Genomic DNA, 21933 nt, shown 5'->3' with positions numbered 1-21933 from the left:
CTCCTGTAATATGACAAGCACCCAAAATTGTATCAGGACTTGCTTCCGCTCTCTTCCCCGGCTGCATTCCCCCGCCTTTCTTCGGTCAGAATTTAGAATTGGCAGGGAGAGAGCCGCCAATCGGAAAAAGGAAGAAAGCGGATAAAGCTTTCTATGGCTCTTAAATTATAGCAGACATCGCGCTCTGCTAAAAGAGAAAATGCATCAGGGCAGCGGAGAGAACGGCGGCGATCACGGTCCGGATCAGAAAGATCGAGATGAGCTCGGAAAACTTCATCCGGAATCTGGCTCCCAGCATCGCGTTTCCGGCCTCCGTCATGAAGATGATCTGACAGATCGAAAGCAGTACGACGAAGAATACCGAGGGCTCAGCGACTCCGGAGCTCACGGAGATCGTCGGAAGGCTCACCTCGATAAAGCCGAGCAGGACGGCAGGCGCGGCCTTTGCCGCGTTCGGAACTCCGAGGAGAGAGAGGAAGGGCGCAATCGGCTTCCCCAGCCACTCAAAAACCGGAGTCAGATGGACGAGGGAGAGCGTCACAACGACAATGGGGATCATATAGGCGATGATTTTCTGGGAGAATTTCAGGGCGCTGAACATACCGGAGAGGAGAGCCTTCCCATTAAATTCCTTTGACTTCGCGGTTGCCGCAAGAAGGGCTCTCTGAAAGCGCGGAAGCTTCTCCTCTTCCCTTTTCTCGCTCCCCTCCTTCCGGGGATTGAGATAGGTGTCCGAGATCCGGCTGATCGGCGGGATGCGGACCATGACAGCGGTCATCAGGAGCACCAGGACAAAGCTGAGGCCGAGAATCATGCCATAATACTGGCTGATCCCTCCCAGAGAGCAGAGCACTCCCACATATCCCACAGAGATCGTCGCAAAGCAGCTGGCTGCGGCGACCGCCTCCCTTCGGCTGTAGACACCGTTTTCATAGTATTGATCCGTCATGTATACGCCCACTGCCGCGCTGACCACATAAGAAGAGAGGCAGTTGATCGCGGCTTCGCCGGGCAGGCGGAAGAGCGGTCTCATAAAGGGCTCCGCCAGCGTTCCCACAAATTCTACGATCCCGGATTTCAGAATCAGGACGATCAGACCTCCACAGACAGACACGGTCAGCATTACAGTCCCCGCCAGTCCCAGGATCTGCCCGCCGATATCGGGATTTGAAAAAATGCGGGCCGGCGGCAGCTTGAACTGGATCGCGAGGACCAGCGCGAACGCGATCAGATAATGAATCTGCCGGGAAATTTTATCGCCCCCAAGATAATGAATACAGCGCTCATTTTTTAAAATCTGCGCCCCTGCGATAATGAGGGCGAGGAGGAGAAGAGCCGCGATCACGAGATAGGATATCCCTCCGCCCAATCCCTTTTTTATCGTATTCACAAGTAATACCACCGGTACGATCGAGCCTTTGACCGGTATGAAATACAGAAATATCCCGAGAATACTCAATAGAATAAAACGCGCGATATCCCTTTTCCTCGTTTCCATCGATTTCTCCTTTGCAGTTAAATGTATCCGTTTCTTCTCAGAGCGATAAATCCGGGGCAGCTGATTGGATGAATCAGCGGGAAAAGATACAGAGCGAATCCCTTCATCCGCAGAAAAATCTCGCAAAGACAGCCGCGATCCCGATTCCGATCAGGGTTCGAATCAGAAAGATCATGACGAGCTTCCGGACTCCGAGCGGGATCTCCGATGCCAAAATGGCATTCCCCGCCTCCGAAAAGAAGATGATCTGAATGATAGAGAGCAGGGCCACAAAGAATCTGGTCTGTACTCCTGCCTCTGTCTGCCCGATCAGGACGGAGGGAAGACTCACCTCTACGATCTCGATCAAGACGGAGGGGGCCGCCAGCGCAGGATCCGGCAGCCGGACCAGAGCGAGAAGGGGGGTGACGGGTCTTCCGAGCCAGTAAAAAATCGGCGTATAGTAGACCAGTATCAGAACGAAGGTGACAACGGGAATCATCACTCCCACGATTTTTTGCGAAAACAGGAGGGACTGCTTTAGATTTTTCAAAAAAGCCTCCGGCCCGAAGCTCTCCGCGCATTTCCGCCCGGCCGAGAGCGCGAGCCGAAAGCGCTCCGCGGGCGATATCCTCTCCGTCTTCTCCTCCTTCCTCCTCCCGTCGATCAGGCAGTCCTCTATCCCGGAGATCGGCGGGATCCGGACCATGATCGCCCCCATGATCAGGACAGAGAGAAAGCTTGCGATGAGGAGAGAGCCGTAGCGCTCCCCGATTCCCGCGAGGGAGGCGATCACGCCGATGTAGCCCACACTGATCACACTGTAGTTTGCCACGACGGCGCAGGCCTGCCGTTTGGTATAGCTTCCCCTCTTATAGTATTGCTCCGTCAGATAAACGCCGACGGAGGCGGAGGAGACGAAGGAGGAGAGGATATTTACGGCAGCCTCTCCGGGAAGGCGGAAGAGCGGCCGCATAAAGGGCTCCGACAGCACCGCGATAAAGTCCACAAGGCCCGACTGTATGATGAAGATCACGAGACTTCCCGCCACGGCGATCGTGATAAATACCGTGGCCCCCATATCAAAGATCCTGCCCCCGATCCGCGGATCCTCCAGGAAAAAAATAGGGGCATGAAAGAGCTTAAGGAGAAAAAGCACTGCCGCCAAAATCCAAAGATAAAGACGCGGTCCGGCGCCCGAAAAGCAGTCCTTTATCCATCCCTTCCCAAGAAGCAGGGAAAGAACTGCCCCTCCTCCCAGAATCAGGCAGGAAATCCCGCTCAAAAGGGGAAGTCTCTCCCCGAGCAGAGTCTTAAGCTCATTGATCAAAAGGACAAGCGGGATATTGCCCCTGCATACCGGGATAAAGAAAAGAATCAGCCCTGCCGCACTCAGAAGAAGGAATTTCCATGTCGCTCCGGACTCCTCTCTCCGCCTCGCTCTGCCTTCCATCCTATCCCTCACTCTCCTCCGCGGAAATCAGCTTCAGGCGGGAGAAAATGTCCAGCATGGCGCCTCTCGCGGCCCAAACCTTGTAATCCCGGTCAAACTCCTCCGGGACATGCTCCCTGATATAGTCGGAGAGGATCTCCGCCATGGCCAGGACCTCGGATTCTCCGATCCTCTTTCCTATCGCAAGCTCCTCCGCGGCCTTCAGGCGAAGAGGCTTTATGCTGACCGCCCCGATATAAAGGCGGAGCTTCCGAATCCGCCCGTCCTCCCTTTCCGCCCCGAGTGCGATGCCGATCCGGGAGATCGTCAGCTTTTTCCTCGATCCCAGCTTCAGAAAGGCCGTCTCCATCGTGCAGGGCGGAAGCAGAATTCTGACAATCGCTTCGTTGTAGGAGAGGCTCATCCTCCCCGGAGAGAGGAGCACCTCCTCGATCGGGAGACGGCGAAGTCCTCCGGGACCCATGGTCTCGACCTTTGCCTCATAGAGGCAGAGCACCGGGAGGAGGTCTCCCGCCGGAGAGGCATTTCCGATATTCCCCCCTATCGTGCCGTTATTTCGGATCTGCACGGAGCCCACGTCGGCAGCGGCCTGCATAAGCGCCGGATAACGCGCTTTGATCCCGGGGTCTCTCTCGAGCTCCGTCATGCTGAGATACGCCCCGATCGAGAGTCCTTCCTCCTGCTCACGAATCTCTCTCAGCTCCCGGACATAGCCCAGATAGCAGAGCGCATCCGATTTCAGCTGTCCGGAGTGCAGCTTGATGATGAGATCCGTCCCGCCTCCCAGGAATTTGCTCTTCTCCGTCATCTGCCTCAGGCAGTCCGGAATCTCCTCCCATGTCTTTGGTATAAAGGACTGCATCTACTGACCTCCCTCCGCGGCGGTCCGGGAAACCGCCCTTATGATCTGCGTGTAGCCGGAGCAGCGGCAGATATTTCCCGCCAGCGCGTTTCGGATCTCCTCCTCCGTCGGATGGGGATTCTGCATCAGGAGAGCCTTCGCCGACATAATCATGCCGGGCGTGCAGTAGCCGCACTGGATCGCCGTCTCCTCTACAAAGATGCGCTGTATCCGGGAGAGCTCTCCCGCCTCCTCGAGCCCCTCTATGGTGAGGACCTCTCTCCCCTCCAGCTGACAGGCCAGCACCAGGCAGGAGTGCACCGCCTTCCCGTCGATAATGACCGTGCAGGCCCCGCATTCTCCCTCCCCGCAGCCCTCCTTCGTTCCGCTAAGATGCAGATCCTTCCGCAAAAGATCAATCAGCCGCCGCTCCGGCTCTGTGTCCAGTCTTTTCGGCTTCCCATTCAGAATAAACGATAGCTCCATCCGCTCTACTCTCCTTTTTTTCCCTTCTCCCGCTCCGAAAGATACGCGCAGATCACATCCGGCGTCAGCGGGATCCGGTTCATCTCACTGCCCAGCGCATCATTCACTGCGGCCACCACTGCCGCAGTGACCGGCGTATGGGCGACCTCTCCGATCGACTTCGCTCCATAGGGTCCCTCCGTACCCCCGTCCTCGATGAATTCCACCCTGACATCCGGCGCCTCGAAGCTGTTGATGAGATGGTAGTCCTTCAGGCTCCCCATAGGGCTTCCGTCCGGCCTTGTTTTTACCTCCTCTAAAAGCGCGGCCCCTGCTCCCATCAATACGGCTCCCTGCGTCTGCGCGATACAGATTTCCCGGTTGATCGCCTGCCCGATGTCATGTACCGCAAGGTAGTGGAGAAGCTTCGTCATCCCGGTATAGCGGTCCACCTCTACCATCGCAAAATGTGCTCCGGCGACGCCGGGGTTCGTATCCGGGATATACTCCTTGCTGACAAAGAGCTCCTTTTTCAGAATCTGCTGAGATTCCTCTGCCACCCGGCTCCAGCTGTAGCCCTGCTCCGGAGCGCTTCTTGGAAACACCCGTTCTCCCTCCACGAGAAGCTCCTCCTCCGGCCAGCCCGTAAGGAGAGCGACGTGCTCCTTTAATTTTTCCCGGAAGGCCTCCGCGCAGAGGACGGCGGCCTTTCCCTGCACATAGGTGGTCCGACTGGAAAAGCAGCCCACATCCAGCGGCGTGTATCTGGTATCCCCCTCTCCCAGGCTCACCTTCTCCATCGCGATCCCAAGAGCCTCCGCGGCGATCATCTGGAGGGCTGTCACGGTACCGCAGCCGTGGTCATGGATCGTCAGATTCATCTCCACGCTTCCCGTCTCCGTCAGCCTCATATCGACTCTCGCATAGTCGGTCTTCGACGGATAGAATCCGTTCACGTGCGCGCCCAGGGAGACCCCCAGGCCGCGGCGGAAGCGTTTGTTCTTCCGGTTGAAAAGGCGGATCTCCTCCTTCCTCTCCTCCCATCGGAAATGCTCCCTGCCCTGCATGAGCGCCTCTGCGGCGCGGAAATTTCCTATGGGGACCTCCGTCAGGAAATCCGAATCCCCGGGGTGCATGACATTTTTCAGGCGGATATCGATCGGATCCATCCGGAGCTTCCGAGCCGCCATATTGAAGCTGTGCTCCAGCATGATCGCAGCCTCCGGAGAGGTCCAGCCCCGGAAGGCGCCCCCCACAATCGTATTGCTGAGCACGGCTCTTGCATGGAAATGATAATAGGGATAGCGGTATCCTCTGGAGAGCTTGTAGCCCACCGTTCTGGCGTAATTGATGGAATTTCCGAGATAGGCGCCGGCGTCCAGTATCAGCTCGCAGTCCACTCCCTTAAGAGCGCCGTCCGCGGCGAAGAGACATTCCGTCTCAAAGTGCATCGGAGATCTCCCATAGCTGGATATCATGGTCTCCGCCCGGTTATAGACGAGCTTCACGGGCCTTCCCACACGGATTGCCGCCGCGGCGGCCACCGGCTCCAGCACCCACTCCTGCTTTGCCCCGAAGGATCCCCCCATCGTCGTCTTGATGACGCGCACCCTGCTGTAGTCCAGCTCGAAGAGATCTCCGATCAGAGTGCGGATTCCGTAGACGGTCTGGTTCGGAGAGTAGATCGTGAGCTCCTTTTTATAGATGTCGTAATCCGCTATGCAGGCATGGGTCTCCATGCAGACATGGTTAATGCGGGAGAGCTCCGTGACGGTCTTTAGCTTCAGGAGTCCGGGCTCCTCCCTCTTCTCCCCATAGAGGATTTCTCCGGCCTCAAAGACGGCTCCCTCCGGGTGGATCCCGTCAATCGTCCCCTTCAGGCTCTCCCATACATTCAAAGAATACGGAAGTCTCTCATATTCCACATCGATGAGGCGAAGTGCCTCCCGGGCGGCCTCCTCCGTCTCCGCGATCACACAGGCGATCCGATCCCCCACAAAGCGCACATGCTCGTTAAATACTCTTTCCGTTTTGACGAGCTTCTGTCCGAACTGACTCTGATAGCGGTTGTACTCCTTTTTCGTCGTGTTAAAGCAATGCGCGATATCCACAACACCGGGATAGTCCAGGGCCCTGCGGCAGTCCAGAGCTTTCACGATCCCGTGCGGAATCTCGGAAAAGAGCACGGCCCCATACAGCATCTCTTTCTGCTCCATGTCCCCCGCATAGACAGCTCTTCCGGAGGCTTTTTGCTCTGCGTCGTGGATCGGATAGCTTTTCCCTACATATCTCATCTTTTCTCCTTCTGTCAAAATGACTCCGAAACAGACCGGCTCCGGAACTGTTTTCAGTATAATTCCGAAATTGGTATATGTCAATTTTAAATTGGTATACTTTTTAAATGAAAAACGCTCTCCGAAAATGAAAAGGAAAAGGCGGTGGAGCGCCGTATCTGAAAGCGTCCATCGCCTTTCCCTTGTCTTGTCTTCTCTTATCTTCTCTTATCTTCCCTTGTCTTCTCTTGTCTTTTTTTATCTTTTTTCATCTTATCTTTTCTTTTTTATCTATCTCCGGGCCAAAAAGTGCGGCTTTTTTCGACTTCAGAAAGCCGGTCTCTTTTGCTATACTGAATCCGTCCCCTTACTTGACAGCGGGGCAAAAAAACAAGGAGGATATCACATGCTCTTTTCCATCTTATCCCTTCCCTTCATGAGACCTCTCCCGACCGGGAAGCTAAGGGACGGCATCTATGCGGTAAAGGTCTGGAGGAACGATGCCTTTTTCATCCGGGCGGAGGGAGAATTCCTCGCCGTGGATTCCGGAAAATATCTCTCCGAGCTAAAAGATGGCCTTTCTAAGCTTGGTCTCGATCCCTCCGAGGTCCGCGACATTTTCCTGACACATTCCGACATCGACCACATCGGAGGCTTGGAGCTCTTCCCGGGCGCGAGAATCCATCTCTCAAGGCGGGAGCTACGGGAAGGAGGAAGCGGCGGAGAAAGAATTCGCGGCTTTCGCAGTGATTTTCCAAAGGGCGTGGAGAGAGCGCAGCTTCAGCTCCTCTCCGGCGGAGAAAAGCTCTCTATCGGCGGGCACCGCATAGAGTGCATCCCCGCCCCGGGGCACACTCCGGGATCCATGGCCTATTTACTGGACGATCGAATCCTCTTCAGCGGAGACGCCCTTCGGATCAGGAGAGGAAGGGCCGAAATCCACCCCTTTACCGAAGACCGGAAAAAAGCACGCTCCTCGATCGATGAGCTCCTGCGGATCGGAAGGGGTAAGGAGATCCTTAGCTCCCACTATGGCATGATCCCGGCTGCAAAGCTCCCCCATGAATAGGAATATGACAGCAGCTTCCGCCTATGGCAGAAGCTGCTGTCCCTCACTTAATCACGATTTTCCGGCTTCGGAAAGTATAGCTGTCTCCCGGATGGTAGCTTCGGCAAAAGAGCATCGGCTCCTCATCTCTCGCCCTGTAAAACCAGGTTTTGATCTGCAGGATCGGGGAGCCCTCCCTCACATTCAGAATCTTTCCCGTGGTCTTCAGGCAAAGAAGCGCCTCCACCTGCTGCTGACGGAGCGGATGGAGCTCTCCCCCCTTCTCCTGCACCATCCGATGCAGACCGACGGCATAGTAGGATACGTCCACCGCCGGAAAAAAGCGCTCCCTGAGATAAATATCCTCATAGGCAAAGGGGAGGTGATTCAGATATCGGGATCTTCTTATCCTCCAGTAGCCCTCCTCACTGTCCTCCGAAAGCTCCAGCATCCGGGAGCCGTAGCCTCTCTCCCGGCAAAGAGCGCAGCTGATCAGGCGGAAGGCCTGCTGCTCCTCTGCCCCCTTTTCCGCGATCAGCTCATCCTTTCGCACCTTTTCACTCGTAAGGTAGGTGCCGCTCCCCTTTTTCCGGATCAGATACCCGTCGTACGAAAGCTCCTCCACCGCTCTCCGAAGCGTCATCCGGTTCACGCCGAGCGTGGCCGCAAGCTCTCTCTCCGGAGGGAGCGGGCGCTCCGGCACATAGCTCCCGTCCATGATCCTCTCGTAAAGATATGCCTTCACCTTCTGATACTTCTTCAATCCCCCCTCCCTTCCCTTTCTTCCCACAATCCGCAGCGCACAGATGAAAGCTCTGCCATCGGCCCTTTCCGCCCGGAAAAGGTCCGGACTGCTGAGGATTTAAGCGGCGGCATCTCCATTCTCCGCCGTTGGGCCTGCCTATTGAAAATAAGCGAAAAAAGCTCTTATCCCCGGAAGTGCTTGACCGTCTCCCGGATTTATACTAGAATTCTCCCTGGAGTACCGCGGGTGGTCGCTGCCGGAGAGGCGAGAGCTTCCGGGAGAGGAAAGTCCGGGCTTCACAGAGCAGGATGCCTGATAACGTCAGGTTGAGGTGACTCACAGGACAGTGCAGCAGAAAATTACCGCCGGAAATCCGGTAAGGGTGAAAAGGCAGTGTAAGAGACTACCGGTCGTCTGGCAACAGGCGGCGCCGTGTAAACCCCATCCGAAGCAAGACCAAACAGAGAGCACAGGGCTGCTCGTCCGCTCTCGGGTAGGTTGCTTGAGGCTCATGGCGACATGAGTCCTAGATAGATGACCATCCACGACATAACCCGGCTTACAGCGGTACTCATCCCAGAAAAATCACTCCCCCAAAACTTGGGAAGCTTTCCAATACAGGCAGGGCTTAAAATTAAGCCCTGCTTTTTTATTCTTCCCGGCAGCCCGGCATGGAAAAATATAGCTTCTCCGCGCTGAGCGAGGAGGAAAGCATGCCGCAGTAAGCTCAGCCGACATCCAGGCAGCTCCCCCCGATAAATTCCCGGACGATGGAGTTTTGCGGGATGAATTCGGGACTGATCGGAAGCATATAGTCCAAAAACTTCAGGAGGCGCTTTGCCTCCTGCCAGGAGGGAGAAGTCTCCTTGATCTGAAAGAGGATCGGCTCCGCAAAGATCTTTAGGACCGGGAGCTCGTAGAGCATCGCGGAATTCACCATGACATCCGCTCTCTCCTGATAGGGGAAGATATTTCTCTCCTCTCCCCTTCTCACATTCTTCCACATACTGATCGTATCCTCTGCGGAATAGCCGCGGGTCCTGTTGTCCCGGACCATACGGCGGATGAGCCGCGCATCTGTGCTCGGAATGCGGTTATGCTCATCGATGTTCAGCTGCGTGAGCGCAGAGATATAGACCCGGAACTTCGCCTCCTCCGGGAGGGACTCGGACATGAGGGGATTCAGGCAGTGAATCCCTTCGATCACAAGGATATCGTCCCGGGAGAGCTTCCGGAAATCTCCCTTGTACTCCCGCTCTCCCGTAAAGAAATTATAGCGGGGCAGCTCCACGCTTTCCCCTCGGAGCAGGGCCGCCATGTCCCTGTTGAAGGTCGGGAGATCGACGCTCCCTATGGATTCGAAGTCATAGCTTCCGTTCTCATCCCGCGGCGCGAGCGCCCGGTTTATGAAGTAGTTGTCGACGGAGATCGGATGCGGCTTCTTTCCGAGAGCCTGAAGCTGTATCGCGAGGCGCTTGCTGAAGCTCGTCTTCCCGGAGGAGGAGGGCCCGGCGATCAGGACGGCCTTTCTGTCCTGCGCGCTGATCTCTGCCGCGATATCGCCGACCGTCTTCTCAAAGATCGCCTCCTGCATCAAAATCAGATGATCCGTTTCCCCCTGTACGATCATATCATTCAGCATGCCGATATTGGCGATGCCGACCTTCTCCGCCCAGTCTGTGGAGCTCTTCTGCACGGAAAAGAGCTTCTCCATCGGGCGAAACGGAGGAAGGGCATCCGGGCAGGTCTCCGTCGGAAGCAGAAGAACGAAGCCCCCATTATAGGGAAGGAGGTCAAAGAGACGGATATAGCCGCAGTCCATCACCATGAAGCCATAGAAATAGTCCTCGAAGTTCCCCAGTGAGTAGAGGTTCACACGGCTCGTCATCCGATAGCGGAAGAGGTGCTCCTTGGAATGCATGCCCACTCTCCGGAAAAAGCGGATCGCCTCATCCGTGGGGACAGAATGCTTCATGATCGGGAGCTTCCTCTCGCTGTAGCCCCGCATGGTTTCCTTCACCGTATCGAGGAGCTCCGGCGTCACACTAAGCTCTCCCTTCAGATGGCAGTAGATCCCCCCGCCGATGCTGTATTCCACAATGACATCAAAGCCCTCCACCCCTTCACAGACATTGAAGAAGGCCTTCAGCATCATGAGGATCGCGGATCTCCGGTAGGTCATGTTCCCGATCTTATCCCCCGCCGTGATAAACTCCGCCTCCATGTCCCGCTCCGGGCATCTCTTGTGCAGCTCGTAAAGTCTCGGGCCGACCTTCGCGAGGAGAATCTCCCTCGGATACTCCCCCTGGAAGCGCTCCGCGACATCCTTCCAGACGGTTCCCTGAGGAAAATCCACCGCCCTGTCTCCCACTGTAATTCTCACTGAAAACCTCCTAGCTCTCTCTTCGATCGATCTCCCGGCGGCCCGGGCAATTCCGGCCCCTCCTCAGTATAGGCAGAAGCAGGGGCATTTTCAAGCAAACCGCGACCCCTACAGAAAGCGGGCGGGAAAGCGGATCGGGGCCGCGGTCACGGAAAGCTCCGGGTATTCTGCGGACAAAAGTCCCGCGAGCTCCTCCGAAAAGGGATGCTCCAGTCCATAATGCCCCGCGTTTACGAGGCTGATTCCGGCCTCCACAAAGTCCAGGCCGTCGTGGTGCCCCAGGTCTCCGCTCAGAAAAAGCCCCGCTCCGGAGCGAAGCACATTGGCAAGCTGGCCTCTCCCGCTCCCCGGGCAGCAGGCGATCCTCTTTACGGGACGCCCCGCGTCGTAGAGCTCCACCGCGGGAAGGCGGAAGACCCTTTTCACAAGGAGGGAAAAGCTCTCCGGGCTCAGGATATCGGGAAGCTCCGCGAGAAAGCCGATCCCATAGCGCTCTCCCCCCTCCGCGCTCTCCTCCGTCTCTCTCCTCTGTTCCCGGAAGGGAATTTCCTCCAGCGGAGCGAGCATCCTGAGTCCGAGCATCCGGGAGACGAGCTGCCCCATGCCGGATGGGGAGGCGTCATAATTTGTGTGCATGGAAAAGACCGCTGTCCGGCTCTCCACGAGCCGAAGCAGCTTCCTCCCAAGGGGGGAGGCATCGCTCAGCTCCCGCACGCCCCGGAAGATGACGGGATGGTGCGTCACGATAAGCTCGCAGCCCCGGGAGACTGCCTCCTCTATGACCTCCTCTGTCGCATCCAATGCCACATAGATGCTGTGAACCTCCGCATCGAGATGCCCGACGAGAAGCCCCGGATTATCCCAGTCGCAGGCGGCGTCCCGCGGAAATAAACGCTCCAGTCTCTCTGTGATCTCCCTAAGTCTCATATCTTTCCAGCGCCTCCCTCAGATTCCAGGCTTCCCTGAGAATCTCTGCCTTATCTGTCCTCTTCAAAATCTCTTCATAGCGCGCCCTCTCCCTTTCCAAAAAGGCGCGGAGCACGATGTCTCGTCTCAAAAGGAGCTCTCTCCCATACAAAAGCTCGATCTCCGAGTAGGAAGCCTCCTCTCTCTCTTCCCCCGCCTTTCTCCTCTCCGCCCGGAGGATAAGATAATATTTCCCGTCCTCCGAAAGCATCTCCTCCCCTGCGATAGAGAGGCCCTCCCGGAGGACGAGAGCCCGGACCCTCTCCGGCTCAGACTGCGGAGAGAGCAGGAAGCTTTGGAAATCCCGGAGCCGCCCTCTCAGGATCTCCTCCATAAGCCTCCCTCCCATGCCGGAGAGGATGACGAGCTCCGCTTCTCCCGCCTTTACCTCCTTGAGCCCGTCTCCGAGCCGAAGCGAAATCCTGCCGGAGAGCCCCGCTTCCTCCACATTCCGCCGTGCCTGAAGGAGCGGGCCCGGGCGGATGTCGCAGGCTATAGCCCGCTCCGCGGCCCCTCTTTTCACAAGCTCGATCGGGACATAGGCGTGGTCGCAGCCGATATCGCAGACCACAGCGCAGCTCCCGGCGGAGGCTATGATTCTCTCCAGGCGCTCGGACAAGTTTCCTCCCTTCTCTCAGGAGAGCCGGAAGCTCTGAAGCGCCGACTGCTCCCGAAAAAGCTCCGTCAGCCTCTCCCCGTCGCTCTCTCTTTCAATCTCCTCGTTCAGTCTCCGGAGTCGGATGCTCCGGATGATATCCTCGAGCCCCTTGAGGAGAGCCTTCTCATCGCTCTCTGTGCCTACGGGATCTCCGCTCAGGAGGGAGGCCGCCCTCTCGTAGCGCTCCTCATCTCCCCGGAAACGGTCCAGAATCCGGCTCGCCGGAAGTCTTTGACAAAGAAGAGGGAAGATCTCCCGGCAGATCTCATCCGAGAGCTCCGAGGGGCGGATGTGCTTCTCCGCGATGGGGATCATATCCGGCTTTTCCGAGAGCCAGGCGATGAGCTGCCGCTCTGTCCTCTGCTCCCGGCTCTCCGCTCTCCGCCCGGATCTTCTCTGCTCCCGGCTGTCTCCCCTTCCGGGAGGGTTCAGGAGCGGACTCTGCTCCCCGGATCTTCTCTCCACCAGCTGCCGAAGAAGCTCATAGTCGATGAGCTGCTCTCTCGCGACAGCCCGGATATAGCTCTCCCTCTCCAGGGGATCGGAAAAGCTTACGGAGAGAAGCTTCCCGACCGCCTGGTAATAGGCATTTAGTCCCGCGGGATCCTGCAAATCGTAATTCCCCTTCTCCGTCTCCACCTCCCAGAGAAAGGCATTCCGCGCTTTGGAGAGCCTCTCCCGGAGGCTGTCCGGTCCCTTTGTCCGGATCAGCTCATCCGGGTCCTTACACGGCCTTAAGTCCAGGAGCTTTGGCTCCACGCCGGCCTCTCGCAGGATCGGGATCGCCCGCTTTGCCGCCTTCACCCCCGCATTGTCCGAGTCGTAGGAGAGCACAAGCTCCGAGACATAGCGCTTTAGAAGGGCGGCCTGCCGCTCCGTCAAAGAGGTGCCGAGGGAAGCCACCGCATTCGAAAAGCCGGCCTGATGCATACTGATCACATCCATATAGCCCTCGCAGAGTATCATCTGCTTCTGCCTCGACCTCTTCGCGAAGTTGAGCCCGAAGAGGTTCCTGGACTTATCGAAGAGCTCGGTCTCCGGAGAGTTCAGATACTTCGGCTCGCCCTCTCCGATGACTCTGCCCCCGAAACCGATCACCCGCATATTGACATCCAGGATCGGAAAGATCACACGCTGAAAAAATCGGTCGCTGACTCCCCTTTCCGAAAAGCGGAAGAGGCCGGAGTCCCGGAGAAGCTCATCCTCATAGCCCTTCCCCTTAAGATAGCGGTAGAGACTGTCTCTCCTTTGATCCGCATAGCCGAGTCCCCAGTGGACGATCGTCTCTCCGCGGATCCCTCTTTTCTTCAGGTAGGAAAGTCCGGGGGCCCCCGCATCGGAGCGAAGCGCCGCATAGAAAAAGACCGCCGCGTCCCGATTCAGCTCTAAAAGTCTCATCCTTCTGTCCCGCTCTGCCCTGCCCGCTCCTGTATCCGAGAGCTCCGGCAGCGGGACATTGAGCTCGGAAGCGAGCCTCTGCACGGCCTCCTGAAAGCTGATGTTCTCGTATTCCATCAGGAATTTCAGGACATCTCCCCCCTTCCCGCAGCCAAAGCAGTAAAAGATCTGCTTTCCCGGCGCGACGGAAAAGGAGGGCGTCTTCTCTCCGTGAAAGGGACAGAGTCCGAAGTAGTTCGCGCCCCTCTTTTTCAGCGAGACATAATTTCCGATCACATCGACGATATTCGCCCTGGAGCGAAGCTCTTCGATGAACTCATCCGGATAATACAAGCTCCCCTCTCCTTTCCTCCCTGCCCTATCCCCATCTCCATCCCCTAATACTTCTGCCAGCCCTTAGGGACGAAATACTGCAAAAACTTCCTCGTGCAGTAGTCATCCGTCATCCCCGCGATGTAGTCACAGACGATTCGCTGCTTCGCGATCCTCTCTTCCTCTCCTCCGAGAGGGAGCTCCGAAAGATCCCTGCCGAGAAGCTCCCGGTACTCCTCCGTCATCTCCGAGGGATTCCGGTAGTAAAAGTCAAAGAGCAGCTCCAGCATCCCCTTGACCTTCCACTCCTCCCGCTTCGCCTCTCCCCCGGTGTAGACATTTTGAAACATCCATCGCCGAAGCCCCTGCATTCCCTCCTCGGTCTCCGGCTCCATCCGAAGACAGGGCTCATCGATGGAGTGGAAGATCACCGCGCGGATCAGCGTGTTTAAACGATCCTTCACGCTGTGCCCGAGGAGATCCGTATATTCCCTCGGAAGCTCCTCCTCCGTGAAAAGTCCCGCCCGGATCGCGTCGTCAATGTCGTGGTTCAGATAGGCGATCTTATCCGCAAAGCGGACCGCCTGTCCCTCCAGGGTCGCCGGCTTCCCGGAGGAGCGGTGGTTCAGGATCCCGTCCCGCACCTCCTTCGTGAGGTTTAAGCCCATCCCGCCCTTCTCCAGCACCTCTACCACGCGCACGCTCTGCTCCACATGGGAAAAGCCCCGGATACAGAGCTCATTCAAAACCCGCTCTCCGGCATGTCCAAAGGGCGTATGTCCGAGATCATGTCCCAGGGCAATGGCCTCCGTGAGGTCCTCATTCAGGCGGAGTGCCTTCGCGAAGGTACGCGCGATCTGGCTTACCTCCAGCGTATGCGTGAGCCTTGTCCGGTAATGATCCCCCTCCGGAGCGATGAAGACCTGGGTCTTATGCTTTAATCTCCGGAAGGACTTACAGTGCAGGATCCGGTCCCGGTCCCTCTCGTAGACCGGACGGATGTCATCCTCCGGCTCGAAGCGGTCCCTTCCACGGGATTTTTCGGACAGAGCCGCATAGGAAGAGAGCGTCCTTCTCTCCCGCTCCTCCATCTGTTCCCGGATATTCATCTGTTCCCGGATATTCATATGCGCCTCCCTTCCGGACCTCCCGCATCGGAAACGATCTTAAGAAAAATCTTAAGGAAAAGATCTGAAAAGAGGGAAATGCTAGCGCAGGCCCTGAATCAGGATGAAAAGGATCATAAGAGGCAGAATGAAGCGAAAATACGGCTTCAGGAAGCGAGGCATCCTGAGGCCGCTTCCCTTATTGCACTCCGCCATATAGTTCTCATAGCCCCAGCCCAGTCTCCCCGTGCAAAAGAGGAGATAAATGAGGGCTCCGAGCGGCAGGAGGAGATTGCTCACGATGAAATCCTCGGAGTCCAGGATATCCCGTCCGCCGATCAAGTGGACATGGCTCCAGAGATTATATCCCAGCACGCAGGGGATGCTGGCGAGGAGGATGAAGATGCAGTTGATGTAAACCGCCTTCCTCCGATCCCAGCCGAAGTTGTCGATGCAGCTCGCCAGCAGATTTTCAAAGACCGCGATCACGGTGGAGAAGCTGGCAAAGCTCATAAAGAGGAAGAAGAGGCTCCCCCAGACCCTGCCTCCCGCCATATTCACAAAAAGCTTCGGCAGCGTGAGAAAGATGAGAGCGGGGCCGGAATCCGGCTCCACATGAAAGCTGAAGCAGGCGGGGAAGATGATGAGACCCGCCACGATGGCGACGAAGGTATCCAGAGCGCAGATCCGAACCGCCTCTCCGGTCAGCGTGAACTCATCCGACATATAGCTTCCGAAGATCTCCATCGCGGCGATGCCGAGACTCAGTGTGAAAAAGGCCTGATTCATCGCGGCGGTGATCACATGGGAAAGTCCGATCTCCCGCACCCTCTCAAGACTCGGAAGGAGGTAAAACGCCGCCCCCTCCGAGGCCCCGGGAAGCAGGAGGCTGTGGAGCGCAAGAAGAATAATCAAAAGGAGAAGGCAGCTCATCATGACGGTCGTCACCTTCTCAAGCCCCTTCTGCAGTCCGAGGGAGCAGATCATAAAGCCGGCGATGACGATCACCGCCATGCAAAGCGCCATCTCCTCGGGCTTCCCGAGCATGGAGGAAAAGACCTGCCCGCTGTCCATAAGACCGCCCTGAAAGCTTCCGAAGGCAAACTTCAGAAAATACGAGAGCATCCAGCCGGATACCGTCGTATAATACATCATGAGAAGATAGCAGCCCGCGATACAGAACCAGCCGTGGACATGCCAGACGCTCCCCTTCGGTTCCAGCGCCCGGTAGCCCTCTACCACACTCTTTTTGCTGGCTCTTCCGACAGCAAGCTCCATCGTGAGGACCGGCATCCCCATGAAAAGGAGAAAGAGAAGGTAAAAGAGCACAAAGATGCCCCCGCCGTTTTGTCCCACAAGATAGGGGAATTTCCATACATTGCCGATTCCGATCGCACAGCCCGCACTGACTAAAATAAAGCCGAGCCTCGATTTAAAGCTCTCTCTCTCCATCCTCTCCCCCTTTGCTTCCTCTTTCCCTCGTTTCCCGCCTTCCCCCGCATTATAGCATGATCGCCGCCTCTTATCCACCGCGCGGAAGACCGTTCGCTCCGCCGCTCCGTTTTCCCTTCTTTATCCGCCGGAAGGAAGCGCTCCCGCTCTGTCTTCCTCCCCTTGTCCGAAAAAAGGCGCTCCCATTCTGTCTTCCCCTCCCGAGGCTAAGATGCAAAATGCCGCGGCGAAAGAGGCTTGGCCCAAGGCAGCCTCTTTCCCTTAAAATTTATCCTTTATCGCGATATTTTCTCATAATGTATTTCCGCTTCGGATTCTCAATAACCTCCTCGATTTCAAAGCCGAGCTTCTCATAGAGCCTCTTCGCGTTTTGATTGAAATCGAACACGGTTAAGGAAATACTTTGAATCCTGTCATCCTCAAAAATAAAATCCAAAAATCCCTTCATCGCCGCCGTTCCAAGACCCCTTCCTGTCTTTTCGGGATCTATCACAAATCTCCCGATGTGTATCCTGTCCTCTTCGATTCTCACTTCCTGGATCACTCCGATAAATTCCTCCTTATCGAAGATCGAAAAGATATGTTCCAGCTCCTTGATCTTGTCATAATTCAGCGGATAAGAGAGCCTGGGCCCCATCCACTGCTCCTGAAATTCCCTCCCCTCCTCATTGGACCAGCCGCATAGAAGCAAAGCATTGTCTTTACGAATCCCCTTTTGAAAGCTGATCTTCATAAGCGATCCCCGTATCCCTTTCTTATGCCTCTCATGCACTATGTAAAATGCGCAGGATGCAAAACGCGTAAATTCAGTCTTCTATTCTCCGATTTTAAAACAATTCTCTAATTTTAACATAAAAAGAGAGAGGCACGCTCTCCTCTCTCAGATCGATGCGACTGGATTCGAACCAGCGGCCTCTGCGTCCCGAACGCAGCGCTCTACCAAGCTGAGCCACGCATCGCCTTTTCCCCGCCGCAGCCGGTTTTTTCTCTTGCTGCGACATGGGCTATATTACTCCATCCGTCCTGCTTTGTCAATCCCTTTCGTAAGATTTCATGCTCTTCATCCCCATAGATTCGAGACCGGCTGCCCCGCGCATCCCCTGCCATAATTCAGTGGTTTTTCCGGACGGGAAGCGGAAATGGAAATGCAGAAACGCAAATATCCGTTCCCGCCGACGATGCGGCGCGAACGGCTTTGATATCTTCCATTCAGTCCATTCAGAGCGCTGCCATAGAGCAGCGCGGGAAGCTTATTGCGGAATCTGCAAAGGCCCTCCCTCCGAAGCATCCGCGCCCTGTCCCGGCTGCGCCTGCTGCTGCGGCATAAAGGCCTGGGAGAGCTCTGCGCGATTGGAGAGCACGATCTCCTGAGAGCTCTTCAGGGAGGAGAGCAGCCCGTCGTAGCGGGTCTGCGCGTCATCGATCGAGCGCCCGATGATCGTCTCCAGGCTCGCCAGCATCTCATCGGTATACTGAATCGCATTGGAGCGGATATTGTCCGCGTCCGTCATCGCGCTGTTTACGATACTCTCCGCCTGCGCCTGCGCCTGCTGCATCAGCTCATTGGCCTTCGCATAGGCCTGCTGCATGATTTCGTTGTCGGATACCATCTCCTCGGTCTGAAGCTTTGCGTCGGTGATCATGCTGTCCGCCTGATTTTTCGCGTCCGCGATGATCGCCTCCTGCTGAGAGATGATTTTCTGATACTTCTTGATCTCGTCGGGGACCCGGAGGCGAAGCTCTACGAGAAGCTCCTCCATCTCCTCCTTGTTCACAAGGATCTTGGTATTGGAAAGAGGCTGATATTTACAGCTGTCAATGTATTCCTCGATTTCTCCAATCAACTGCTCAATTCTGCTCATCTTCTCCTCACCCTCTGCCTTTATTCTGCGATAAAATCCGTCCCCAGCTTCCGATGAATTTCCCGAATCACATTCTCCGGCACAAAGGGACGGATGTCCCCGCCGTAGGAGGCGATCTCCTTCACGGTGCTGGAACTCAGATAGGAATATTTTAAGTTTGTCGTCAAAAAAACGGTATCGATGTCGGCCGCCATGACCTTATTCGTCTGTGAGAGCTGAAGCTCATACTCAAAGTCCGTCACCGCGCGGAGCCCGCGGACGATGACCGTGGCGCCGAGACTTCTCGCATAATCCACAGTGAGCCCCGAAAAGGAGCGCACCTCAACATTTTTAAGTCCTTTTATCAGAACGCTAATCATTCTAACACGTTCTTCCATAGAAAACAACGGGGTTTTTACGCTGTTCACGAGCACCCCCACAAAAAGTCTGTCAAAAATTTTCGCGCTTCTCTCGATAATATCCAGGTGCCCGAAGGTCACAGGATCGAAGGATCCCGGATAGAGCGCAATCCTCATGGCCGCTCCTCTCTCAGACGGAGAAAGACATGCTTATTCGTCTTATAGCACTTCTCCCGGATGAGCTCATAGCGCTCCGCCTCCCAGAGCTCCGCCCCCTCCTTAAGAGCGCATTCCAGGATAAAGACCGTCCTTTTGTCCACATACTCTTTCCCGGAAAGCCGCTGCAGTGCCCTCTCACAAAGTCCCTGGCCGTAGGGCGGGTCCAGAAAAACCAGGCCGAAGTGATAGTCCCGTCTTTTAAGCTTCTCCAGAGCGGCCGCATAGTCCCCGAGGATCAGCTCGGCCCGGTCCATGAGATGGGTGCGAACGAGATTTTCCTGAATGCAGGAGACGGCCTCCTTTCTGTTGTCACAGAAAACGGCCCGCTTCGCCCCTCTCGAAAGAGCCTCGATGCCGATTCCTCCCGATCCCGCAAAGAGGTCCAGGACCTCGGTCCCGGGGACATCAAACTGAATCATATTAAAAAGGGTCTCTTTGATGCGGTCCGTGGTCGGCCTCGTATCCATGGAATCCACCGTCCGAAGATTCATGCGCCTCGCGCTCCCTGCAATCACTCTCATATTTGACCTCATTCCCTATCTCTGCCCGAAGAGCCAATTCGCCCTCTCTTTTCCGCTGCGATTCCCATCCCTCTGTCTGCTTCCCGCACTGCCGTACTGCCCTCTCCTCCGCCCTGCCGTATCTTGATCCGAAAACAAATCTGAAACAGGCCGTCTGCCGCATTTCACAGCACCTCTCCCGCCCCTTCAAAGTCAAAGAGCCTTTTTTGAAGTTTTTCATTCCGTTTCTCCGAGAGCCCCGGATCCTCCTCCAGGAGCTCTGTAGCGTCCCGGGAGGCTTCCTTCCAGAGCTCTTTGTCCCGGTAGATGTCCGCAAAGCGAAACTGGAGCGCTCCGGACTGACGGATCCCGAAGAGCTCTCCCGGTCCGCGGAGCCTGAGATCCTCCTCTGCGATCCAAAAGCCGTCGTTTGAGCGGACAAGGACAGAGAGGCGCTCCCTCGACTTCTTCGAGTTTTTGCAGTCCAGCAGGATGCAGTAGCTCTGAAGGGAGGATCGTCCCACTCTTCCGCGGAGCTGATGGAGCTGGGCAAGTCCGAAGCGCTCGGCATTCTCGATCAAAATTACACTGGCATTCGGGACATCGACCCCGACCTCGACGACGGTGGTGGATACGAGGATGTCGATCTCGCGTCGGAGAAAGCTCTCCATGATCCGCTCCTTTTCCTCCGCTCTCATCCTCCCGTGGAGCCCCTCGATCCGGAAGCCCTCCGGCAGAAAGGCCCGGAGCTTACGCTGATATTCCGAGACATTCTGAAGCTCCGGCTCTCCGTTATCCTCGATCATCGGGCAGATGATGTAGGCCTGCCGCCCCTTTCTGCACTCCCCCGCGAGAAATCTCCACGCCTTTCCCCGCTCTCCCGCGCCGATCAGCGCATTCTTTACCGGAAGGCGCTCTGCCGGGCGCCCGGGGATGCGGGAGACCTGCATATCCTGATAGAGGAGGAGGGAGAGGGTCCGCGGGATCGGTGTCGCGGAGAGGAGAAGGATGTGAGGCCGGCTCCCCTTTTCCGAGAAGGCCTTCCTCTGCAGGACGCCGAAGCGCTGCTGCTCGTCTGTCACGACGAGAGAGAGGGCCGGATAATGAATCCCCTCCTGAAAGAGCGCATGGGTCCCGAGGATGAGTCTCAGCTCTCCCTCCTCTATCCTCCGGCAGAGCTCTCTCTTCTCCCCCCGGCTCAAAGAGCCGGTGAGAAGAGCTGCCTCCCAGGGGAGAGAAATCTTCTTCAGTATCTCCCTGAGCTTCTCATAGTGCTGACGGGCGAGGAGCTCCGTCGGCGCCATCATGGCCGCCTGGAAGCCGGAGGAAGCCGCGAGGAAGAGAGCGTAGAAGGCGACGACGGTCTTCCCCGATCCCACATCTCCCTGCAAAAGGCGGTTCATCACAAAGCCGCCGGAGAGCTCTCCTTCGATCTCCCGGATCGCTTCCCTCTGCCCCTCCGTGAGAGAAAAGGGGAGGGAATGCAGGAAACGCTCCGCCTCTCCCCTCTCTGTGAGGAGAAAGCGGCTTCTTTCCCCGCTCCGCTCCCGCTTCCTCCTTAAGAGAGCGAGAGAAAAAAGCAAAAGCTCCTCGTAGGAAAAGCGCTCCCTCGCAAGAAGCGCCTCCTCCTCGCTCCCGGGGCAGTGAACGGCGGAAAGGCTCTCATAGAGCCCGGGGAGGTCCCGCCTCCTTCGGAGAGTCTCCGGGACAAAGTCAAAGGCATGAAGAGGAGAGGGATCCTCAGAGAAACCGAGAAGAGCCGCCCGGACCGCCTTTCGGATCGTCTGTCCGGAGAGTCCCGCGCTCTTTGGATAGACCGGCTCCGGGACCCCCTGCATCTTCTTATACTCCTCCCTCGAAAAAAGCTTCGGCTGCTCCATGAAAAGCCTTCCCCGAAAGCGGGAGACTCTCCCGTAAAAGACGAAGCTCTCTCCCGCGCGAAGTCTTTTTTTTCAGAAAAGGGGAATGAAACCAGCGGAGAAAGAGCCTTCCGGACAGATCCCCGGCGGAGACCGTGAGCGTCACGAGCCCGTTTCCCCGAAACAGCCTGGCATCCCCCAAAAGAGAGGCATAGACCGCCTCCCTCTCCCCCTCTCTGAGCTCAGACACCGCGCGGAGCGGCGGGTAGAGGAGATAGTCCGTCGGAAAATAAAAGAGGAGCTCCTCTGCCGAATGAATTCCGAGCCTTCGGAAGATCTCCTCCGTTTTCGGCCCGACCCCCTTCAGAAGCTGAAGCTCCATCCCGATTCCCTTTCCCCGGCGGGCGGAAGCAGCAGAAAATATCCTCTCTGCCTTCCGCCGCAGTCTGTGCTCCTCCCGGTCTTTCCTCTCTTATACCGCTTATCCTGCAATCGTCGTGGCCATGGCTTCCTTTTCCTTCGTCAAAATTCAGGAAGCCCCCGGCTTTCCATCCCGGCTTCTCTTTCTCTCCGGGAAA

At 56.6% G+C, this 21933-nt stretch carries 19 protein-coding genes, 1 tRNA gene and 1 other RNA gene; 2 read left to right on the top strand and 19 right to left on the bottom strand.

The genetic code is table 11. The features are described from left to right. Positions 1-187 precede the first annotated feature (187 nt). The 5 genes from GCWU000341_RS07335 to GCWU000341_RS07315 form a co-directional block, all read right to left on the bottom strand. A complete protein-coding gene (locus tag GCWU000341_RS07335) occupies positions 188-1498 on the bottom strand; it encodes a YjiH family protein (protein WP_009215231.1) in 1311 nt (436 codons plus the stop codon). Positions 1499-1601: 103 nt separating this feature from the next. Continuing rightward, a complete protein-coding gene (locus tag GCWU000341_RS07330) occupies positions 1602-2930 on the bottom strand; it encodes a YjiH family protein (protein WP_009215230.1) in 1329 nt (442 codons plus the stop codon). Between the two features lies 1 nt (position 2931). Then, complete coding sequence (locus GCWU000341_RS07325) at positions 2932-3792, bottom strand: FAD binding domain-containing protein (protein WP_009215229.1); 861 nt, start codon at positions 3790-3792, stop codon at positions 2932-2934. Then, entirely contained in the window at positions 3793-4257 is a 465-nt protein-coding gene (locus GCWU000341_RS07320) for a (2Fe-2S)-binding protein (RefSeq protein WP_009215228.1), read from the bottom strand. It abuts the gene before it with no gap. 5 nt (positions 4258-4262) lie between these two features. Next, the gene (locus tag GCWU000341_RS07315) at positions 4263-6530 is read right to left on the bottom strand and encodes a xanthine dehydrogenase family protein molybdopterin-binding subunit (RefSeq protein WP_009215227.1); all 2268 of its coding nucleotides are present in this window, start codon (positions 6528-6530) and stop codon (positions 4263-4265) included. 385 nt (positions 6531-6915) lie between these two features. Here GCWU000341_RS07315 and GCWU000341_RS13760 point away from each other — a divergent pair, with 385 nt between their 5' ends. After that, on the top strand, positions 6916-7578 hold the full coding sequence (locus tag GCWU000341_RS13760; protein WP_196794812.1) for an MBL fold metallo-hydrolase: 663 nt from the start codon (positions 6916-6918) through the stop codon (positions 7576-7578). Between the two features lie 43 nt (positions 7579-7621). Here the strand turns inward: GCWU000341_RS13760 and GCWU000341_RS07305 are convergent, their stop codons facing one another. Beyond that, positions 7622-8320: a GntR family transcriptional regulator gene (locus GCWU000341_RS07305; RefSeq protein ID WP_242651633.1), complete on the bottom strand. Its 699-nt coding sequence runs from the start codon at positions 8318-8320 to the stop codon at positions 7622-7624. Between the two features lie 216 nt (positions 8321-8536). On the opposite strand from GCWU000341_RS07305, the gene rnpB reads away from it, so the two are divergent. Continuing rightward, positions 8537-8880: RNase P RNA component class A (gene rnpB, locus GCWU000341_RS12670), an RNA gene on the top strand. A 149-nt stretch (positions 8881-9029) separates the two neighbouring features. On the opposite strand, the gene GCWU000341_RS07300 is transcribed toward rnpB, so the two are convergent. The 13 genes from GCWU000341_RS07300 to GCWU000341_RS13140 all read right to left on the bottom strand — a co-directional run bounded on the left by GCWU000341_RS07300 (position 9030) and on the right by GCWU000341_RS13140 (position 21737). Next, positions 9030-10685 (bottom strand): nucleoside kinase, encoded by a 1656-nt coding sequence (locus GCWU000341_RS07300; protein ID WP_040653584.1) that lies wholly within the window; start codon positions 10683-10685, stop codon positions 9030-9032. A 108-nt stretch (positions 10686-10793) separates the two neighbouring features. After that, positions 10794-11612, bottom strand: coding sequence for a Nif3-like dinuclear metal center hexameric protein (locus tag GCWU000341_RS07295; protein ID WP_009215222.1), 819 nt, complete (start codon positions 11610-11612; stop codon positions 10794-10796). Further along, the gene (locus tag GCWU000341_RS07290) at positions 11602-12270 is read right to left on the bottom strand and encodes a tRNA (adenine(22)-N(1))-methyltransferase (RefSeq protein ID WP_009215221.1); all 669 of its coding nucleotides are present in this window, start codon (positions 12268-12270) and stop codon (positions 11602-11604) included. Before GCWU000341_RS07290 ends, GCWU000341_RS07295 begins: the two co-directional genes overlap by 11 nt. Positions 12271-12285: 15 nt before the next feature. Continuing rightward, on the bottom strand, positions 12286-14040 hold the full coding sequence (gene dnaG, locus GCWU000341_RS07285) for a DNA primase (protein ID WP_009215220.1): 1755 nt from the start codon (positions 14038-14040) through the stop codon (positions 12286-12288). Between the two features lie 44 nt (positions 14041-14084). Next, complete coding sequence (locus GCWU000341_RS07280) at positions 14085-15128, bottom strand: deoxyguanosinetriphosphate triphosphohydrolase (protein WP_040653850.1); 1044 nt, start codon at positions 15126-15128, stop codon at positions 14085-14087. 99 nt (positions 15129-15227) lie between these two features. Beyond that, the gene (locus tag GCWU000341_RS07275; RefSeq protein ID WP_040653848.1) at positions 15228-16577 is read right to left on the bottom strand and encodes a sodium-dependent transporter; all 1350 of its coding nucleotides are present in this window, start codon (positions 16575-16577) and stop codon (positions 15228-15230) included. Positions 16578-16845: 268 nt separating this feature from the next. After that, positions 16846-17310, bottom strand: a complete 465-nt coding sequence (locus GCWU000341_RS07270; RefSeq protein WP_009215216.1) for a GNAT family N-acetyltransferase — start codon at positions 17308-17310, stop codon at positions 16846-16848. Between the two features lie 152 nt (positions 17311-17462). Continuing rightward, positions 17463-17536, bottom strand: a tRNA-Pro gene (locus GCWU000341_RS07265). Positions 17537-17827: 291 nt separating this feature from the next. After that, positions 17828-18439, bottom strand: a complete 612-nt coding sequence (locus GCWU000341_RS07260; protein WP_009215215.1) for an HrpE/YscL family type III secretion apparatus protein — start codon at positions 18437-18439, stop codon at positions 17828-17830. A 20-nt stretch (positions 18440-18459) separates the two neighbouring features. Beyond that, on the bottom strand, positions 18460-18954 hold the full coding sequence (coaD, locus tag GCWU000341_RS07255) for a pantetheine-phosphate adenylyltransferase (RefSeq protein WP_009215214.1): 495 nt from the start codon (positions 18952-18954) through the stop codon (positions 18460-18462). Further along, complete coding sequence (gene rsmD / locus GCWU000341_RS07250; RefSeq protein WP_009215213.1) at positions 18951-19517, bottom strand: 16S rRNA (guanine(966)-N(2))-methyltransferase RsmD; 567 nt, start codon at positions 19515-19517, stop codon at positions 18951-18953. Before rsmD ends, coaD begins: the two co-directional genes overlap by 4 nt. Before the next feature lie 164 nt (positions 19518-19681). Further along, complete coding sequence (locus GCWU000341_RS07245) at positions 19682-21376, bottom strand: ATP-dependent DNA helicase RecG (RefSeq protein WP_009215211.1); 1695 nt, start codon at positions 21374-21376, stop codon at positions 19682-19684. Continuing rightward, on the bottom strand, positions 21339-21737 hold the full coding sequence (locus tag GCWU000341_RS13140) for a putative ATP-dependent DNA helicase RecG (RefSeq protein ID WP_009215210.1): 399 nt from the start codon (positions 21735-21737) through the stop codon (positions 21339-21341). The genes GCWU000341_RS07245 and GCWU000341_RS13140 overlap by 38 nt, the downstream gene beginning before the upstream one ends. Positions 21738-21933 lie beyond the last annotated feature (196 nt).

Source organism: Oribacterium sp. oral taxon 078 str. F0262, assembly GCF_000160135.1.
Classification (GTDB): domain Bacteria; phylum Bacillota; class Clostridia; order Lachnospirales; family Lachnospiraceae; genus Oribacterium.
This window is presented reverse-complemented; position numbering and strand designations above follow the sequence as displayed.

Bases quoted from the DNA above. Each gene is read 5' to 3' on its own strand.
- GCWU000341_RS07335 (WP_009215231.1), bottom strand. From the start codon at position 1,498: ATGGAAACGAGGAAAAGGGATATCGCGCGTTTTATTCTATTGAGTATT.
- GCWU000341_RS07330 (WP_009215230.1), bottom strand. From the start codon at position 2,930: ATGGAAGGCAGAGCGAGGCGGAGAGAGGAGTCCGGAGCGACATGGAAA.
- GCWU000341_RS07325 (WP_009215229.1), bottom strand. From the start codon at position 3,792: ATGCAGTCCTTTATACCAAAGACATGGGAGGAGATTCCGGACTGCCTG.
- GCWU000341_RS07320 (WP_009215228.1), bottom strand. From the start codon at position 4,257: ATGGAGCTATCGTTTATTCTGAATGGGAAGCCGAAAAGACTGGACACA.
- GCWU000341_RS07315 (WP_009215227.1), bottom strand. From the start codon at position 6,530: ATGAGATATGTAGGGAAAAGCTATCCGATCCACGACGCAGAGCAAAAA.
- GCWU000341_RS13760 (WP_196794812.1), top strand. From the start codon at position 6,916: ATGCTCTTTTCCATCTTATCCCTTCCCTTCATGAGACCTCTCCCGACC.
- GCWU000341_RS07295 (WP_009215222.1), bottom strand. From the start codon at position 11,612: ATGAGACTTAGGGAGATCACAGAGAGACTGGAGCGTTTATTTCCGCGG.
- GCWU000341_RS07280 (WP_040653850.1), bottom strand. From the start codon at position 15,128: ATGAATATCCGGGAACAGATGGAGGAGCGGGAGAGAAGGACGCTCTCT.
- GCWU000341_RS07275 (WP_040653848.1), bottom strand. From the start codon at position 16,577: ATGGAGAGAGAGAGCTTTAAATCGAGGCTCGGCTTTATTTTAGTCAGT.
- GCWU000341_RS07270 (WP_009215216.1), bottom strand. From the start codon at position 17,310: ATGAAGATCAGCTTTCAAAAGGGGATTCGTAAAGACAATGCTTTGCTT.
- GCWU000341_RS07260 (WP_009215215.1), bottom strand. From the start codon at position 18,439: ATGAGCAGAATTGAGCAGTTGATTGGAGAAATCGAGGAATACATTGAC.
- coaD (WP_009215214.1), bottom strand. From the start codon at position 18,954: ATGAGGATTGCGCTCTATCCGGGATCCTTCGATCCTGTGACCTTCGGG.
- rsmD (WP_009215213.1), bottom strand. From the start codon at position 19,517: ATGAGAGTGATTGCAGGGAGCGCGAGGCGCATGAATCTTCGGACGGTG.
- GCWU000341_RS07245 (WP_009215211.1), bottom strand. From the start codon at position 21,376: ATGGAGCAGCCGAAGCTTTTTTCGAGGGAGGAGTATAAGAAGATGCAG.
- GCWU000341_RS13140 (WP_009215210.1), bottom strand. From the start codon at position 21,737: ATGGAGCTTCAGCTTCTGAAGGGGGTCGGGCCGAAAACGGAGGAGATC.